The sequence below is a fragment of the Paenibacillus sp. MAHUQ-63 genome, from assembly GCF_028765165.1.
In the GTDB taxonomy this organism is placed as follows: Bacteria; Bacillota; Bacilli; order Paenibacillales; family NBRC-103111; genus Paenibacillus_E.
In genome coordinates this window covers 607896-622662 of the sequence record NZ_JARADB010000002.1, presented here as the reverse complement: position 1 = coordinate 622662, position 14767 = coordinate 607896, and the positions used below count along the sequence as shown (strand labels likewise).

Below are 14767 nucleotides of genomic sequence, written 5' to 3'. Positions count from 1 at the left end.
ATCAAACAAGACCGGCGTAGTTGTCGAAAGGACAGACCTGCCGAATTTTTGTTCTCGTGAAAAAATGTACAAGCATGCACAGCGAATCTTGGATTCGCATTCTCCTTCTCCCATCCAGACTATACTGTCGGTCCCGGATTCTCACCGGGTCAGCCGTAGCGAAGCTGTATGTCAGGTACCGCTAGCTTCAAAACGGGTCACGGACTGATCGACGCTCCAGCCTAATGGCCAGCCGTCGAATCACCGCCGGTGTGGAATTTCACCACGCCCCGAAGGTTGCACACATATGAAAAGTAACTTATGAAAAATTTATCACTCACACTTCGAAAAAGCAAGGTCTTTTTTAACACATCAGGGAACCGAGCGTACTTCAAGCCGATTCAACCCGGTTGCGGCCGCCGCTTTTGGCGCGGTACAGCGCTTTGTCCGCCTGTTCGAACAGCTTGTCCGGCTCGCTCGTGGTCAGCGGGTAGGCGGCTACGCCGATCGACAGCGTCACTTTTCGACCATTGTATCCCCGGTTCGTCTCCATCGACTGGCGAATACGCTCAGCCTCCTCGAGCGCCGCTTCCAGACTCTGATCCGGCAGCAGGATGACGAACTCCTCTCCGCCAAACCGAAAACAGTAGCCCCGCCCGTCCACACATGATTGCAAAATGGATGCAACCAATTGCAGCACTTTATCCCCAGTCTCATGCCCCTCCTGATCATTCACGAGCTTAAAGCGGTCGATGTCGATAAGCAAAAAAGCGAAAGCCTTGTTCTGACCTACAAGGTTATGCAAGTATGCCTCCATCGTACGGCGGTTGTACAGCCCCGTCAACGAATCCGTTTGCGCGACCACCGATAGATGGTCGAACTCGGAGCGCAAATGCTTTACGGCCACGCCGAGAGCTTGGTGCAGCTTATTCGCTTCGTACAGCCAGGAATGGATGCGGGGAGGTTCCTCGCGAATCAGATTGTCGGCTGACAGCTTTTGCGCGTATTGGGCTAGCCTTACGAGCGGCTGTGACATTTTGCCGATTGCCACATAGATCCCGATCAGGAATGCGAGCAGAATGGGAACCACATACGCCAGCATTTGTAAAACAAGATGACGCGCCTCGTTCAGCACGACTTCCGTAGGGGTCTGCGCGATAATGCCCCAGCCGGTCTCGTTCATATACGTATAGCTGGCTAGCATGTCGACCCCCTTGCTATTCTTGATTCTCCTAACGCCGCTCTCTCCATGAAGAATATCTTGTACCGCCGGATTGCTGCTGACATCCTCGCCGATGCGCGTCGGGTCCGGATGATAGATCAGCTCGCCTCTGGACCCGACAACATATACGTAAGTGCCTTCGGTGTCCTTCATCGAATCGCTTAATACCGTATTAAAGAGATTCGACTCATGCAGCGAGATCGTCCCGCTCAGCGCCCCCAGAAACTCGCCCCTTTCGTCAAATAAAGGCTGCACAAGCGCTACGGATAACACTCCTGCTTCCGTTGCATAAGCTTCTGAAATGCCATACTTTCGCTCTGCGAACAACCGTGCAACGACACCGGACACATGCTGCCCCTGCAGCCCGACCTGTACGGGAGATGCGTCGGTGATAACTCCCGTGCGGTCGATAAGCGTAACCGAACTCAAGCTGGAGTGATTATGCCTCAGCAATTGCAGTATATCGTAACGGTCTGACAGGTCCGCATTTTGAGCGACATAAACGCCTGTTCCTCCCATGACTTGTTTCAAATTGATCACGAGCCCGTTGACGGTATCCGCGAGCTTATCGGCGTATATTTTATTTAATTGAAAGGTTGTTTGGATGAGCGATTTCTTCTCATGTTCATATCCGACGATGACGCTTACAGTAAGCGTTGTCAAAACAGACATAAGAACGAGCATGTCGACCAGAGTTCGCAGTTTAAAGTCTCTTCGATTCATCTAAAATTTTCACTCCGTCTTCATGAAATGGATGGATATCCCTATTCTCTTAAAAAAGTGTTAGGAAAATTACGTTAATCCGGTGTGAGAGTATTAGTTTTCACAACACTTATGTTAGTATTTGTAAGAACTCCTCTTCGGGCCCGCTGTAATTATCCTAAAATAGTGCTCGGGCGGGAGGTGATCCGGCTCTGAAGTGAAGCTCCTGCAATTTCGACCTACGGCAAAGGGCGTAGCTGCCCCCGGAGATGGCGTAACTGGAATATCTCCCGTTATTCCAGCCAAAAGATGCCCATGCGAGTGTGATAACGGGAAAATCTCCCGTTATTTTCATGGTAAATGCCGGATATCAGGGATTTGGTGCAATTTTAACAGGACAGATTCCCGTTATTTCTCCTACAAGCCAATTGAAGGTTGAAATAACATGATTTTTTCCAGTTATTGCTCACCATCCATCCCTGACACCTCCTGTTCCACCATTATCTACTCTGCCTAACCTGCTACCTCCCATCCTGCCATCACCTACCTGCCTAACCTGCCACGTCCGTCCCTCCTGCCACATCCCTCATTCACGTCCTGCCGCGCCATCACCTACCTGCCATCCTGCCACCGCCGCCCGTCCTCCACCTCCTGCGCAGCCACAAAAAAAAGAACCTGCCGACATCGGCAGGTTCCTCATTTCTTCGTTATTACGCTTCAACGACTTCCACTTTCTCCATCAAGTCTCTGCCTTTGAAAGCATCGACAAGCTCCATCCCTTTTACCACTTTACCAAAAACGGTATGTTGTCCGTCCAGGTGCGGCTGTGGTTGGTAAGCGATGTAGAATTGGCTGCCGCCTGTGTTTCTGCCCGCATGAGCCATAGCCAAGGAGCCGCGCTCATGTTTGTTCGGGTTGATTTCACAGTTGATTTGGTAGCCTGGGCCGCCAGTTCCTGTGCCGTGTGGACAACCGCCTTGAGCGACGAATCCTGGAATTACGCGATGAAAAACAAGCCCGTTGTAGAAACCGGAGTTTGCTAATTTCTCAAAGTTGGCAACTGTGTTCGGTGCGTCTTTTTCGAAAAGATCGATGACAACCTCACCGCCGCCGGCTAGTTTAATTTTTGCTTGTTTGGCCATTGTGGTCCACTCCTTTAGACAATAATATCCTATTCTACTATGAAATCTTTCTTTTCACAAACTTGGGCTCATACGGTGATCAAAAAAGCCGAGGCTCCCGCCGGGAACCTCAGCTTCAATAACGCTCGCGGCGCTGCTAGACGGTTTTGCTCACTTGCTTCATTCTCGCCGGAATGACGTCGTTCCCAACGATGTCGTCGAACGTCTCCCGCTTCACGACGAGGTCGCTCTGCCCCTCGTTGACGAAGACGACGCCGGGGCGGCGGATGCGGTTGTAGTTGCTGGCCATGGCATAGTTATAAGCGCCTGTGCAGGATACCGCGAGCACATCGCCCGTGTTCACCTTCGGCAGGTTCACATCCCAGATCAGCATGTCGCCGCTCTCGCAGCACTTGCCGGCGATGGAAACAACCTCTACGGGCTGTTCGCCCGCGCGGTTGGCCAGCATCGCCTCGTACACGGCCTCATACAAGGCCGGGCGCGGGTTGTCGGTCATGCCGCCGTCGACGGATACATATTTGCGCACGCCCGGAATGTCTTTGGACGTTCCTACGGTGTACAAAGTCGTACCGGCATCGCCCACGATGCTGCGGCCCGGCTCTACCCAAATTTCCGGCAGCGGATAATCATGGCGGCCGAAGTTATTTTTGATCGCGTCGGTAATAGCTTTCACGTAGACGGAAACCGGAAGCGGCGTATCCTCGTTCACATAGCGAATTCCGAAGCCGCCGCCAAGGTTGATGACTCGGAATGTGACCCCGAGCTCCTCACGGACGTTGACCGCGAAGCCGGCCATTTTCTCGGCAGCCAGACGGAAGCCTTCCACTTCGAAAATTTGCGAGCCGATGTGGGAATGGATGCCCAACAGATCCAAGTTGCCGAGCTGCGATGCCTCTTGAATCGCCTGAAAGGCCGATCCGTTGCCGAGGTCGAAGCCGAATTTGGAATCAGTTTGGCCTGTAGAGATATACTCATGCGTATGCGCCTCTACGCCAGGCGTAATGCGCAGCAAAACTTTGACCTTCTGGCGCTTCTCGCCGGCTATGGCATTCAGCATTTGCAGCTCGATAAAGTTATCTACAACGAAACAGCCGATCTTGGCATCGATAGCCATCTCGATTTCGTCGATTGTTTTGTTATTGCCATGAAAATGAATCCGTTCCGCCGGGAAACCGGCTTGAAGCGCTGTGTACAGCTCTCCGTCGGAAACTACGTCTAGAGACATCCCTTCTTCTTCGACAATGCGGCACATCGCCATCACGCAGAACGCCTTGCTGGCGTACGCCACTTGAAACCTCAAGCCGGATGCTTGAAAAGCTTCGACGAACTCGCGGCAGCGTTTGCGAACGAGGGCTTCATCGAATACATATAGCGGTGTGCCGTATTCCGCTACCAGCTTCGTCGCGTCGACACCACCGATTTCAAGGTGACCCTGATCGTTTATTTTACTTGTACCATGCAAATACATAGCTCCATTTTCCCCCTCACCCTGAACCTGCTGCTTGACCTTACGTTCCAAACGGCCGAATGCGCATTACTATTTAAAGTACCATAGGAAAAGCGTCTTTGACAATAACCAAGCGGGCTGAATCGTAAAAAGGACAAGAGAACTTCCTTGTCCTTTAGTTTATTACGATTTCGGTTGACGTGTGCCGTCGACCGGCTTCGTTATGCTGAGACGAGTCTTCGAGGCCAGCACCGGACGCCGGAGGAGAATGGAGAAGAAGCTCTTGGCGTTAAACGGGATGAAAGGCCACATATAAGGTGCATTGTAAGACTTTCTCGTGGCCAGCCAGATCAGCCAGAGCGTCGATCCGATAACGAATCCCGGGACTTGGAAAACGGCGACGATCAGCAGCAGCCCCAGCCGGATAATCCGGTTGGCAAGTCCCAATTCGTAGCTTGGCGTAGCGAACATGCCGATAGATGCCAGGGCGAGATACAGAATGACCTCATTGATAAACAATCCGGTCTTAACGGCAATATCTCCGACTAGGATAGCGGCGACCAGGCCCATGGCTGTGGCCAGCGGAGTCGGGGTATGCACCGCGGCCATCCGCATCAGATCGATCCCGATGTCGGCGAGCAGGAACTGAACGAGCAGGGGGAGGGTCCCTTCCTTCTGCGGGCCAAGGAAATCCAAGCCCGGCGGCTTCAATGACGGATCCATAACCATCATGAACCAGAGCGGCAGCAGGAAGATGGAGGCCATAATTCCTGCAAACCGCACCCACCTCAAGTAGGTGCCGATAAACGGTGTTTGCCGGTATTCTTCCGCATGCTGCACGTGATGGAAGAACGTGGTTGGCAATATCATGACAGAGGGCGACGTATCGACGAATACGCAGACATGCCCTTCCAGCAGATGGGCAGAGACGACGTCCGGACGCTCCGAGTACCTCACCATAGGATAAGGATTCCAGCCTTTGTTAGCGATGATTTCCTCCAACTGCTTTTCCCCAAGCGGCAGGCCGTCAATCTGTACTTCACTCACTTTCTCCTTAATCGCGTCCACCAAATCCGCATTCGCGATGTCGTTGATGTACGCGATGCAGACGTCCGTTTTGGTACGCTTGCCGACCTGCATAATTTCAAGCTTCAAGCGTTCATCGCGCACTCTGCGTCTGACAAGCGTTACGTTCATGAGCAGCGTTTCGACGAAGCCGTCGCGCGATCCCCGCACGACCCTCTCCAGATCCGGCTCTCCGATCGAACGGACCGGATAGTTTTTAACGTCGATCGCGATGGCCGCCGTCTCACCTTCGATGAAGAAAGCCGTGCCGCCCATCAGCACTTGCCCGACGATCTCGGACATTTTCTTATAGGACTTCACTTGGATATGCGGAATAAGCTTCTCAATGAAAGCTTCAAGCGTATGATGCGAGACACTGTCGTGGTCGGCATACGTGAGGCGGGTCAAGATGTCGGTGAGCACCGTGTCCTTGGCAAAACCGTTGCAATAAAAGATGCCGACGCGCTTATCGCCAAAAACCATTTCCCGCATGACCAAGTCAAAGCTGCGGTTAAGACCGACCCGTTCCTCCAGCACTCTTTTCACTTCTTTCATACTGGCAGGAATGTCCTCTTGAATTTTCAGCGACTTTTCCTCATGAGTCATATCCGTTACCGGGTTGTAGGGGGTTAAGTTCCCTTCTTCGTCCACAGCCAGCTTATCCGAATCCGTATTCTCTTGAGACTTGTTCACATCTTCGTTCTCATTTCCTGTCTTCACAATGACTTTCACGATGCGCAACCTCCTTCTGACTTAATAGAAAAGCCATTCAAACAATGAACCAATTACTTTACCGAAGATCATCGCCATCAGCAGCAAAATCATATAGGAACCCATTCCCACCCGCTTGGCGAGAATCGGCAGCACGTTGATGATTTCCGTCAGCGCCGCAGCCAGCATGCCGACGAAGCACCCGGCAAACAACCCGACCAGGGCGGTCCCCGCCGGAAACAGCCGCATCCTCCAGTCGCTGAAATCCACCCATGTGAACACAAGCGAACCTATGACGACCGCTCCTTCATAGGCATGAATTTTCGAGAATGAACGTGTGATCTGCGCCAGTCTCGGGATAATATCCAAAACAACGAGGAAGGCCACCATTCCGCTGCCGACGGCAATGCCTCCGGCTAAACCGACGAAGGCGATAAGGAGCATTTCCCCGACAGGGGCCATTATTTTGCCTCTCCTTCCTCATGTATTTTCATATATTCCTCTGTGATCACATAATGGTTAATGTTCTCCTGATACATGAACATTTCCACTTCCAGAGGGCTTGGCTCTTCATTAAATTTCTTTTTGAACAAATGATTAAAGAAAATGACCATGCCCACTCCGATGCCGAGAGAATACGGAACTTGCAGAATCAGCGGGTGATCAATCTTGCGCCCGGTCATCAGCTCGTAAATTCTCTGATGTACCTGCAGCATGGACACATCCGCGTGAAAATTCATTATGGCAAGGCCCGAGCCGATGAAAAGCAGCAGCCATACAAGGCCGATCAGGACAGGACTCGCCTTCTTGTCATCCGAGTTAATCTCAAGAAGCACATGAGGTTCTCCGAAATGTTCGATTTGCAGCTCCGGATACAGCTCTTTCACTTTCCTCACGATCAGCATCATATCGATCAATACACGATTGCCGTCCGCTTGCTGCGGTCTATGAATGATGAGCTGACTCAGCTTCTCTTCATATTCAGGCTCCACGAATATTTGGGCGATGTGCCGGAGCTGGACGACGCTCCCTTTGCGGATGGAGGCTTTGCGCCTTAGCCGGATATACAAGTACTGGGCTCCTAATTTGGCCATGGTCTCACTCCCTTCAGAGCTATCGGGTATCATCCATGTATAGGAGTAGTATGCAAAATGTTTCCTTCCCGTAATCGTCTGCCGAAGTGGTAAATTCTCCAGGAATAAACCACTCCGCAGTTTGGCATAGTAAGCATTGAATACCGATAACTTATTCCATACAAAGAAGGTGATAACATGGCAAAACTGGCGTTAACACTAGTCATTATTGGTGCGCTGAATTGGCTTTTGGTTGGGCTCTTCGAATGGGATTTAGTTTCAGCTATACTGGGTGGGGATTCTCATCGGGAATCTTCGGTATTAAGCCGGATCATTTATACGATCGTAGGCTTATGCGGCATCTACTGCGTAAGATTCTATTCGGATGGCCGGCATGCTGCGCGATAACTAAATGAAAAAAGCCGCCATACCCAGTTCGTTTGATCGGGTACATAGCGGCTCTTTTTTTATCTGGCTTGTTCAACCAGAAGCTTGCTTTCTTCATTTAAACCGACGCAGGTCACGCTTTTGTTCAGCTGCTCGTACTTGGCAATCACTTTGGCAATCGCCGTTACCGCAGAATGGTCCCACACATGCGAACCGCTGAAATCAATGATGATCTTATCCGGGTCGTTGCGGTAGTCGAACAAATCGATGAAGTAGGTCATCGTACCGAAAAACAACTGGCCCGAGATGCGGTAGGTTCGGCCGCCTTTCTTATCCTCAGACGTCTGCGCCTTGATTTTGGCCGAACGCCAGCCGAAGATGAGCGCGCTCATGATGACGCCGCTCAGCACGCCGATCGCCAGATTGGATGTGGCCACGACGATCGCTACGGTGATGACCATGACCAGAGCGTCGCTTCTCGGAATTTTGACTAGCGTCCGCAGCGAGTTCCAATCGAACGTTCCTATGGAAACCATGAACATGACGCCGACCAGCGCCCCCATCGGGATCTGCTTCACGACATTGCCCAGCACCATGATCAGGAATAACAGAAATACGCCTGATACAAACGTCGATAATCGCGATCTGCCGCCGGACTTCACGTTAATGACCGTCTGTCCGATCATGGCGCAGCCTGCCATGCCCCCGAAAAAACCGGACGCAATATTGGCTATGCCTTGGCCGCGGACTTCCCGGTTTTTATCGCTTTTCGTCTCGGTCATCTCATCGACGATCGTAGCTGTCATCAGCGATTCGGTAATCCCGACAATCGCTAGCGCCAAGGAAATCGGCAGAATGACACCGATCGCTTGCCAGGAAATGGAGAACTCCGGCAAATGGAAGAACGGCAGCGCCTGCGTAATTTCTCCCATATCTCCGACGGTACGGACATCGAGATGGAGGTTGATCGACAGGATGGTCATCACGATAATTGCCACTAGGGCGGAAGGTACGGCTTTCGTTACATAGGGCAGCCCATAAATAATAGCCAGCGTGCCTGCCACCATGGCGTACATGTGCCAATTCGCGCCTGCGAAGTTGGGCAATTGAGCCATGAAAATGATAATCGCAAGAGCATTCACAAAGCCGATGACAACGGAATGCGGAATAAATGTAATGAATTTCCCGAATTTCAACACGCCCATGAGATATTGGATAATACCCGTCAATATGCTTGCTGCAAACAAATACTCGATACCATACTTCGCTACCAAGGGTCCCATCAATGAGGCCATGGCCCCCGTTGCCGCTGAAATCATGCCCATGCGGCCGCCTGTGAAAGAAATCACCAGCGCGATAATGAAGGACGCGTATAAACCGACCATCGGATCTACGCCGGCCAAGATCGAGAAAGCGATCGCTTCCGGAATTAAGGCAAGCGCTACGGTCATCCCCGAAAGCACGTCTCGGCGAACGTTAAAAAACCATGCATCTTTCAATTTACTGGACAACTGTGAAACACTCTCCTCTTCTTGCTCCCGCAAAAATTCATTTGAATTTTCCTCTTTCAGAAAAATTCGCACCGTTTTTGGCAGTCTTATTATACCTAACATTTTCAAATAGCACTACCACAAAAAATAACCGCCCTCCGACAGGAGAGCGGTTACCGTTTTCATTGGGCAATCTGATCTTTGATCGATTGCAAGATTTTCTTTTCCAAGCGTGATACCTGCACCTGGGATATTCCCAATCGGCTGGCCACCTCGGACTGCGTTTGATCCCTGAAATAGCGGAGGTAGACGATGAGCCGCTCCCGCTCGGAGAGCGTGCCGATCGCTTCGTTCAAAGCAAGCTTCTCAAACCATTTCTCACCGGTTTCATCCGAGATTTGATCCATCAAGGTGATCGGATCGCCGTCGTTCTCGAACACGGTCTCATGAATCGATGAAAGCGGTTTGTTGGCTTCTTGCGCGAAAACAACTTCCTCCGCCGTGATCATCAGCTCTTCCGCAACCTCTTTAATCGTTGGAAGCCGGCCAAGCCGTTTGGAGAGCTCATCTTTCGTCTTGCGAATCTTATTGGCTAACTCTTTGAGAGAACGGCTTACTTTGAGTGTTCCATCATCCCGAAGGAAGCGCTGAATTTCACCGATAATCATCGGCACCGCATAGGTGGAAAACTTCACATCATAAGAGAGATCGAATTTGTCTACGGACTTCAGCAGTCCGATGCATCCAATCTGGAACAAATCTTCGGCTTCGTATCCCCGGTTCAAGAAACGTTGAACCACAGACCAGACCAAGCGGATATTGCAGCTGACGAGTGTTTCTCTGGCGAGTCCATCTCCGGATTGGCTGAGGGCGATGAGCCGTTTGACTTCCGAATCGTCTAAATAACTGTGAGAAGCATGCTTCAGATCGACATCCATAGATCAAACCCCTAATTGTATAAAGCTTTTTTAGATTCAATTCGCTTCAACATGTTTATTTTCGTTCCGATTCCTACGGCCGTCACAACTTCCACTTCGTCCATGAAATTTTCCATAATCGTAAAGCCCATTCCGGAGCGTTCCAGCTCTGGCTTGGAGGTGTAAAGCGGCTGTTTCGCCTGCTCCAAATCTTCGATACCCGAGCCTTTGTCCTCGATCGTGATTCGAACGACATCATCGTCAATTTGCGTTGTGATGGTGATGACACCATCGGGTTTATTGTTATAACCGTGAATAATCGAATTCGTTACAGCTTCGGAAACGACCGTCTTGATATCGGTCAATTCATTGAGGGTCGGATCGAGCTGCGACACGAAAGCGGCAACCGCTACACGGGCAAAAGCCTCGTTCTCCGAACGACTGGCGAACTGCAGCGTCATAAAGTTATGCTCGCTCATAGTGCAACCTCCAGACTGGACATTGCATTACGTTCGTTATCCTGAATCGATACGATCTTGAACATCCCCGAAAGCTCGAATAAGCGATAAACCGCAGGCGAAACGTCGCATACGACCATTTTGCCGCCCTTACTCGTAATTTGCTTATACCGACCGAGAATGACGCCTAAACCCGAGCTGTCCATGAATGAAAGATCCTTCAAACTCAGGATCAGGTGATGCGTTTGCTCCTTGGCAATCGCTTCCTCCATCCTCGCCTTGACAACATCAGCGGTGTGGTGATCCAACTCGCCTTTCAATCTAACAATCAACGCTCTTCGGCTTTGCTCGAATTCAATTTGCAAGCTCAACATGTTCACTCCTTCCCAGTCATAGAAATAGGTTTCTACAACTGGGTTGGAAACTCCTGCCACCCGACAAAACTAGAAGAAAACCGCTAAAACTAGAACAAAAGTGTGATTATTCGCGGAATCTCACCATTAATCCGTAGTAAACATCTGCGAGGTTGTCCGCTTGAACAGCTTCCACCAGGATGCTTTATCCACAGCGACCGGGGACTCAATCGGGTACTCCGCAAGCACATTATCGCCGTTATACACCACGATTTTGCCGATCGGCTGTCCGATCGCAACCGGCGCTTTAATATTCGCATTCAGCTGCAGCTCATGTCGAATCGTATCCGTAGCTACGCCTTTTTTCATTAAAATGCTGTAGTTTTGTTTCGCGACGAGCGGAACTGTCGAAATCTGCCCTTTGTTCACCGTAAAGCTTCCCAGATTATCGCCTGACTTGAAGAGCGGATAATTGGTATATTGTGCGAACGCATAGTCGAAGAGCTTCGTTACTTCCGCATTCCGCGTCTTGGTATTCGGTTCCCCTAGCACTACCGCGACAACACGCAGGTTATCTCGTTTTGCAGTGGCGGATAGGCAGAACTTCGCTTCGCTGGTATAGCCGGTTTTGAGGCCGTCGGCACCGCTGTAGAAGCGCACCAGCTTATTCGTATTGACCAACCAGAACGGGTTCGGTGTTTCTTTGCGCAAATAATCTTGATAAGCGCCTGTAAATTTCGTGATTTCTTCATGTTTCAGCAATTCTCTGGACATCACGGCGATATCGTTAGCTGTCGTATAGTGGTTCGCCACAGGCAGTCCGTTGCAATTGGAGAAGTGCGTATTCTTCATACCTAACTGCTGAGCGCGTTCATTCATCATTTGTACGAAGTTTTCCTCGGATCCTGCAATCTTCTCAGCCATTGCGACCGAAGCATCGTTGCCGGAAGCCATAGCGATGCCTTTCAGCATTTCTTGCACCGTCATTTCTTCGCCGGGCTCCAGGAAGATTTGCGAACCGCCCATAGAAGCTGCATATTCGCTGACACGGACTTTTTCATCCATTTTAATGTTGCCTTTGTCAATCGCTTCCATGATCAGCAGCATCGTCATGATCTTCGTAATACTGGCCGGTGGAAGCTTGGTGTCTTTGTTCTTCTCCGCGATCACCGTTCCTGTGTCGGCATCCATCAGCACGGCGGATTGCGCATTCGGCGTCAAATCGACCGCCTGTGTCTTCTCTTCCGCCATCGCTACCGGTAAGATTAGCATCACACATAACTGTAAACAGATAAAACTTATTAGCCCTTTGTTTCGCATAGCCATTGAACCCCTCCTGTGAAATATGAAGTGAAAACAGACTCTTGCAGCTTAATGACTGCTAATCAGTGTTGACGAATTCCCTTCAAAATATTCCAAAGGAAGGAAGATAACGTATGAACGATAAAAAAGACTTACGTCGTCGTCCGTCTCTTCCCTAGATTGAGCCCTGTGTGGCCCCGATGCACACCATCCACCGGTACGGAGTGGAAATGTGATTCGCTGGGTGACATAGGCAGCTACATCGGAGCTTGCTCTCGGCCACTGAGCGGAATGAGATGCGGTCGATGTCATAGGCAGCTGGATTGTAGCCTGCTCTTGCAGCCACTGTGCGGAATGAGATGCGGTCGATGTCATAGGCAGCTGGATTGCAGCCTGCTCTTGCAGCCACTGTGCGGAAATACGATACGTTATTTTGATCAAAATGGGGCTTTTTTCTTACCATGCGGAAATACAAGCCGCTATTTCGAGCATTAGTCTCGATATAGGCCAATTTCGGTGAGAATAGCGCATCGTATTTCCCCTTCACCCGCCAAAAGTGCTGTTTTCGGTAATTTAGCGCACTGTATTTCCGCACGTCATCGCACACTGCCCCACGTCACCACACGTCACCACACGCTGAACATAAATAAAGGGTAAGCTCCGCCCCAAACCTAAACAATAAAGGTCTGAGGAGAAACTCCTCAGACCTTACGCTCACAAGCTATACAATCACATCATAGATCAATTTAACCGGTGCCGGCTGACCGTCTTCAATGCCGTAAGCGCCGCGGATCATCGCGATCACTTCCGCCACATCCTGCCGGTTCGCGTGAACGGTGCAGATGGATTCTCCGGCCTTCACCGCGTCCCCGATCTTCTTGTTCAGCGTTAGACCTACCCCATAATCGATCGGATCCTCTTTCTTCGCCCGCCCGGCGCCCAGCAGCATGGCGGCGATGCCGATCTGTTCGGCATCAATCCGGTTGACATAGCCTTCGCGCTCTGCCGTCACCTCAACATGATACCCCGCTGTCGGCAGCAGCTCCGGACGGTCCACGACGTTCGGATCGCCCCCTTGGCTTGCGACGAATCGCTTGAACGTATCCAGCGCTTTCCCGTTCCGCACAATATCCCGCACGGCTTCCTGCGCTTCTTCGAAACTCCCGAACACTTTGCCAAGCAGCGCCATATAAGCGGCAACGGAGACCGCCACCTCCGTAAGCTCCTTGTCGCCGGTGCCGCGCAGCACCTCGATCGATTCGCGGATTTCGTTGGCATTGCCGATCTCGCGGCCGAGCGGCTGCTCCATATCCGTAATCATCGCGATCGTATGGCGGTTCAGCTTGAGCCCAATATCCACCATCGTACGGGCCAGCACCCTGGCATCCTCCACGGTTTTCATGAAAGCGCCCGAGCCGATCTTCACATCCAGCACGATCGCATCGGCCCCGGAAGCAATCTTCTTGCTCATGATCGAGCTGGCGATCAGCGGGATCGAGTCGACGGTCGCTGTAACGTCCCGCAGCGCGTACATTTTCTTGTCGGCAGGGGCCAAATTGCCGCTCTGGCCGACGATCGCGATTTTGTTCGTATTCACCGCCGCGATGAAATCTTCCTTAGACAGCTCGATCCGGAAACCCGGAATCGACTCCAGCTTATCTACCGTCCCGCCGGTGTGGCCCAGCCCTCTGCCTGACATTTTGGCCACCGGCACACCGAGCGAGGCGACAATCGGTCCCACGATCAGGCTGATCTTATCACCGACTCCCCCTGTCGAGTGCTTATCCACCTTAATCCCGGCAATTCCGGATAAATCGATCATTTCCCCGGATTCGGCCATCGCCATCGTCAGCGCCGAGATTTCCCCGCTCGTCATGCCGTTGAAGTAGATGGCCATGAGCAGAGCCGACATTTGATAATCCGGGATATCCCCTTTTGTATAGCCGTTCACGATGTAGATAATCTCTTGCTCACTCAACACTTCGCCAGAACGCTTCTTATGTATTAAGTCGACCATTCTCATCTCTGATTCCTCCTAAGCGTTTTCATGTTTATAGAAATCGAAAAAAGGGAGCTGCCTGAGCCCCCTTCGAACTATTCTTCACTTTTTCTTGTTATTGAATAACCAATTTTGATTTCATTTTGGCGTGGCCTTCACCGCAAGGAAGGATGCAATCAATCTCATAAGTTCCCGGTTTGTCGAAAGTAATTTCTTTGGACGGGTTTTCTTTGTCCAGCTTGATATCCAATCCTTTGATTTCAATCGCGTGAACGCCCTCTTTTAAAGACAAGGAAACTTTCGTAGCTTGACCGCTTTTGATCGTGTAATCGGCTGCGTCGAATTGCCAGTTGGAAGCGACGATTTTAAGCTGTTGCATCTTGCTTCCGGCTGCTTCTGCTGCTTTGGCCTCTTGGCGTTCAGAGATATCTTGAAAGAGGACTCCCAGCCCCAATGCGCCCGCAAGTATAAATAACACAAAGAAAATCCACTTTTGCATGCATATCCCCCTCATATTGTG

14 protein-coding genes and 1 riboswitch are annotated in these 14767 nt (G+C 51.0%); of the genes, 1 reads left to right on the top strand and 13 read right to left on the bottom strand.

Annotated features, from left to right (window positions below):
* Positions 1–98: 98 nt before the first annotated feature.
* A riboswitch (FMN riboswitch) is annotated at positions 99–281 on the bottom strand.
* An 89-nt stretch (positions 282–370) separates the two neighbouring features.
* The 6 genes from PUT07_RS11035 to PUT07_RS11010 form a co-directional block, all read right to left on the bottom strand.
* Positions 371–1924 (bottom strand): sensor domain-containing diguanylate cyclase, encoded by a 1554-nt coding sequence (locus tag PUT07_RS11035; RefSeq protein WP_274468021.1) that lies wholly within the window; start codon positions 1922–1924, stop codon positions 371–373.
* Between the two features lie 689 nt (positions 1925–2613).
* Entirely contained in the window at positions 2614–3045 is a 432-nt protein-coding gene (locus tag PUT07_RS11030; protein ID WP_274468020.1) for a peptidylprolyl isomerase, read from the bottom strand.
* A 136-nt stretch (positions 3046–3181) separates the two neighbouring features.
* On the bottom strand, positions 3182–4513 hold the full coding sequence (gene lysA, locus PUT07_RS11025) for a diaminopimelate decarboxylase (protein ID WP_274468018.1): 1332 nt from the start codon (positions 4511–4513) through the stop codon (positions 3182–3184).
* A 162-nt stretch (positions 4514–4675) separates the two neighbouring features.
* Positions 4676–6289 (bottom strand): spore germination protein, encoded by a 1614-nt coding sequence (locus PUT07_RS11020; protein WP_379239650.1) that lies wholly within the window; start codon positions 6287–6289, stop codon positions 4676–4678.
* A gap of 21 nt (positions 6290–6310) precedes the next feature.
* Positions 6311–6730: a stage V sporulation protein AB gene (locus PUT07_RS11015; RefSeq protein WP_274468016.1), complete on the bottom strand. Its 420-nt coding sequence runs from the start codon at positions 6728–6730 to the stop codon at positions 6311–6313.
* Entirely contained in the window at positions 6730–7362 is a 633-nt protein-coding gene (locus PUT07_RS11010; RefSeq protein ID WP_274468015.1) for a stage V sporulation protein AA, read from the bottom strand. Before PUT07_RS11010 ends, PUT07_RS11015 begins: the two co-directional genes overlap by 1 nt.
* Positions 7363–7539: 177 nt before the next feature.
* Here PUT07_RS11010 and PUT07_RS11005 point away from each other — a divergent pair, with 177 nt between their 5' ends.
* Entirely contained in the window at positions 7540–7749 is a 210-nt protein-coding gene (locus tag PUT07_RS11005; protein WP_274468014.1) for a DUF378 domain-containing protein, read from the top strand.
* Positions 7750–7808: 59 nt separating this feature from the next.
* On the opposite strand, the gene PUT07_RS11000 is transcribed toward PUT07_RS11005, so the two are convergent.
* From PUT07_RS11000 to PUT07_RS10970, 7 genes are all read right to left on the bottom strand, one after another.
* Entirely contained in the window at positions 7809–9239 is a 1431-nt protein-coding gene (locus PUT07_RS11000; RefSeq protein ID WP_274468013.1) for a SulP family inorganic anion transporter, read from the bottom strand.
* A gap of 161 nt (positions 9240–9400) precedes the next feature.
* Entirely contained in the window at positions 9401–10156 is a 756-nt protein-coding gene (sigF, locus tag PUT07_RS10995) for an RNA polymerase sporulation sigma factor SigF (RefSeq protein ID WP_126141164.1), read from the bottom strand.
* 11 nt (positions 10157–10167) lie between these two features.
* Positions 10168–10614 (bottom strand): anti-sigma F factor, encoded by a 447-nt coding sequence (gene spoIIAB / locus PUT07_RS10990; protein WP_274468012.1) that lies wholly within the window; start codon positions 10612–10614, stop codon positions 10168–10170.
* Entirely contained in the window at positions 10611–10964 is a 354-nt protein-coding gene (gene spoIIAA / locus PUT07_RS10985) for an anti-sigma F factor antagonist (RefSeq protein ID WP_274469290.1), read from the bottom strand. The genes spoIIAB and spoIIAA overlap by 4 nt, the downstream gene beginning before the upstream one ends.
* 129 nt (positions 10965–11093) lie before the next feature.
* Positions 11094–12266 (bottom strand): D-alanyl-D-alanine carboxypeptidase family protein, encoded by a 1173-nt coding sequence (locus PUT07_RS10980; protein WP_379239777.1) that lies wholly within the window; start codon positions 12264–12266, stop codon positions 11094–11096.
* A 703-nt stretch (positions 12267–12969) separates the two neighbouring features.
* Positions 12970–14271 carry a pyrimidine-nucleoside phosphorylase gene (locus PUT07_RS10975; protein ID WP_274468011.1) on the bottom strand — a complete coding sequence of 434 codons (1302 nt, stop codon included), beginning with the start codon at positions 14269–14271 and terminating at the stop codon, positions 12970–12972.
* Between the two features lie 91 nt (positions 14272–14362).
* On the bottom strand, positions 14363–14746 hold the full coding sequence (locus tag PUT07_RS10970; RefSeq protein ID WP_274468008.1) for a cupredoxin domain-containing protein: 384 nt from the start codon (positions 14744–14746) through the stop codon (positions 14363–14365).
* Between the last annotated feature and the right edge of the window lie 21 nt (positions 14747–14767).

What these genes read in the sequence shown, in the direction of transcription:
- PUT07_RS10970 (WP_274468008.1), bottom strand. Translation starts at nt 14,746, where the DNA reads ATGCAAAAGTGGATTTTCTTTGTGTTATTTATACTTGCGGGCGCATTG.
- PUT07_RS11035 (WP_274468021.1), bottom strand. Translation starts at nt 1,924, where the DNA reads ATGAATCGAAGAGACTTTAAACTGCGAACTCTGGTCGACATGCTCGTT.
- PUT07_RS11005 (WP_274468014.1), top strand. Translation starts at nt 7,540, where the DNA reads ATGGCAAAACTGGCGTTAACACTAGTCATTATTGGTGCGCTGAATTGG.
- PUT07_RS11015 (WP_274468016.1), bottom strand. Translation starts at nt 6,730, where the DNA reads ATGGCCCCTGTCGGGGAAATGCTCCTTATCGCCTTCGTCGGTTTAGCC.
- PUT07_RS11010 (WP_274468015.1), bottom strand. Translation starts at nt 7,362, where the DNA reads ATGGCCAAATTAGGAGCCCAGTACTTGTATATCCGGCTAAGGCGCAAA.
- lysA (WP_274468018.1), bottom strand. Translation starts at nt 4,513, where the DNA reads ATGTATTTGCATGGTACAAGTAAAATAAACGATCAGGGTCACCTTGAA.
- spoIIAB (WP_274468012.1), bottom strand. Translation starts at nt 10,614, where the DNA reads ATGAGCGAGCATAACTTTATGACGCTGCAGTTCGCCAGTCGTTCGGAG.
- PUT07_RS10975 (WP_274468011.1), bottom strand. Translation starts at nt 14,271, where the DNA reads ATGAGAATGGTCGACTTAATACATAAGAAGCGTTCTGGCGAAGTGTTG.
- PUT07_RS10980 (WP_379239777.1), bottom strand. Translation starts at nt 12,266, where the DNA reads ATGCGAAACAAAGGGCTAATAAGTTTTATCTGTTTACAGTTATGTGTG.
- sigF (WP_126141164.1), bottom strand. Translation starts at nt 10,156, where the DNA reads ATGGATGTCGATCTGAAGCATGCTTCTCACAGTTATTTAGACGATTCG.
- PUT07_RS11030 (WP_274468020.1), bottom strand. Translation starts at nt 3,045, where the DNA reads ATGGCCAAACAAGCAAAAATTAAACTAGCCGGCGGCGGTGAGGTTGTC.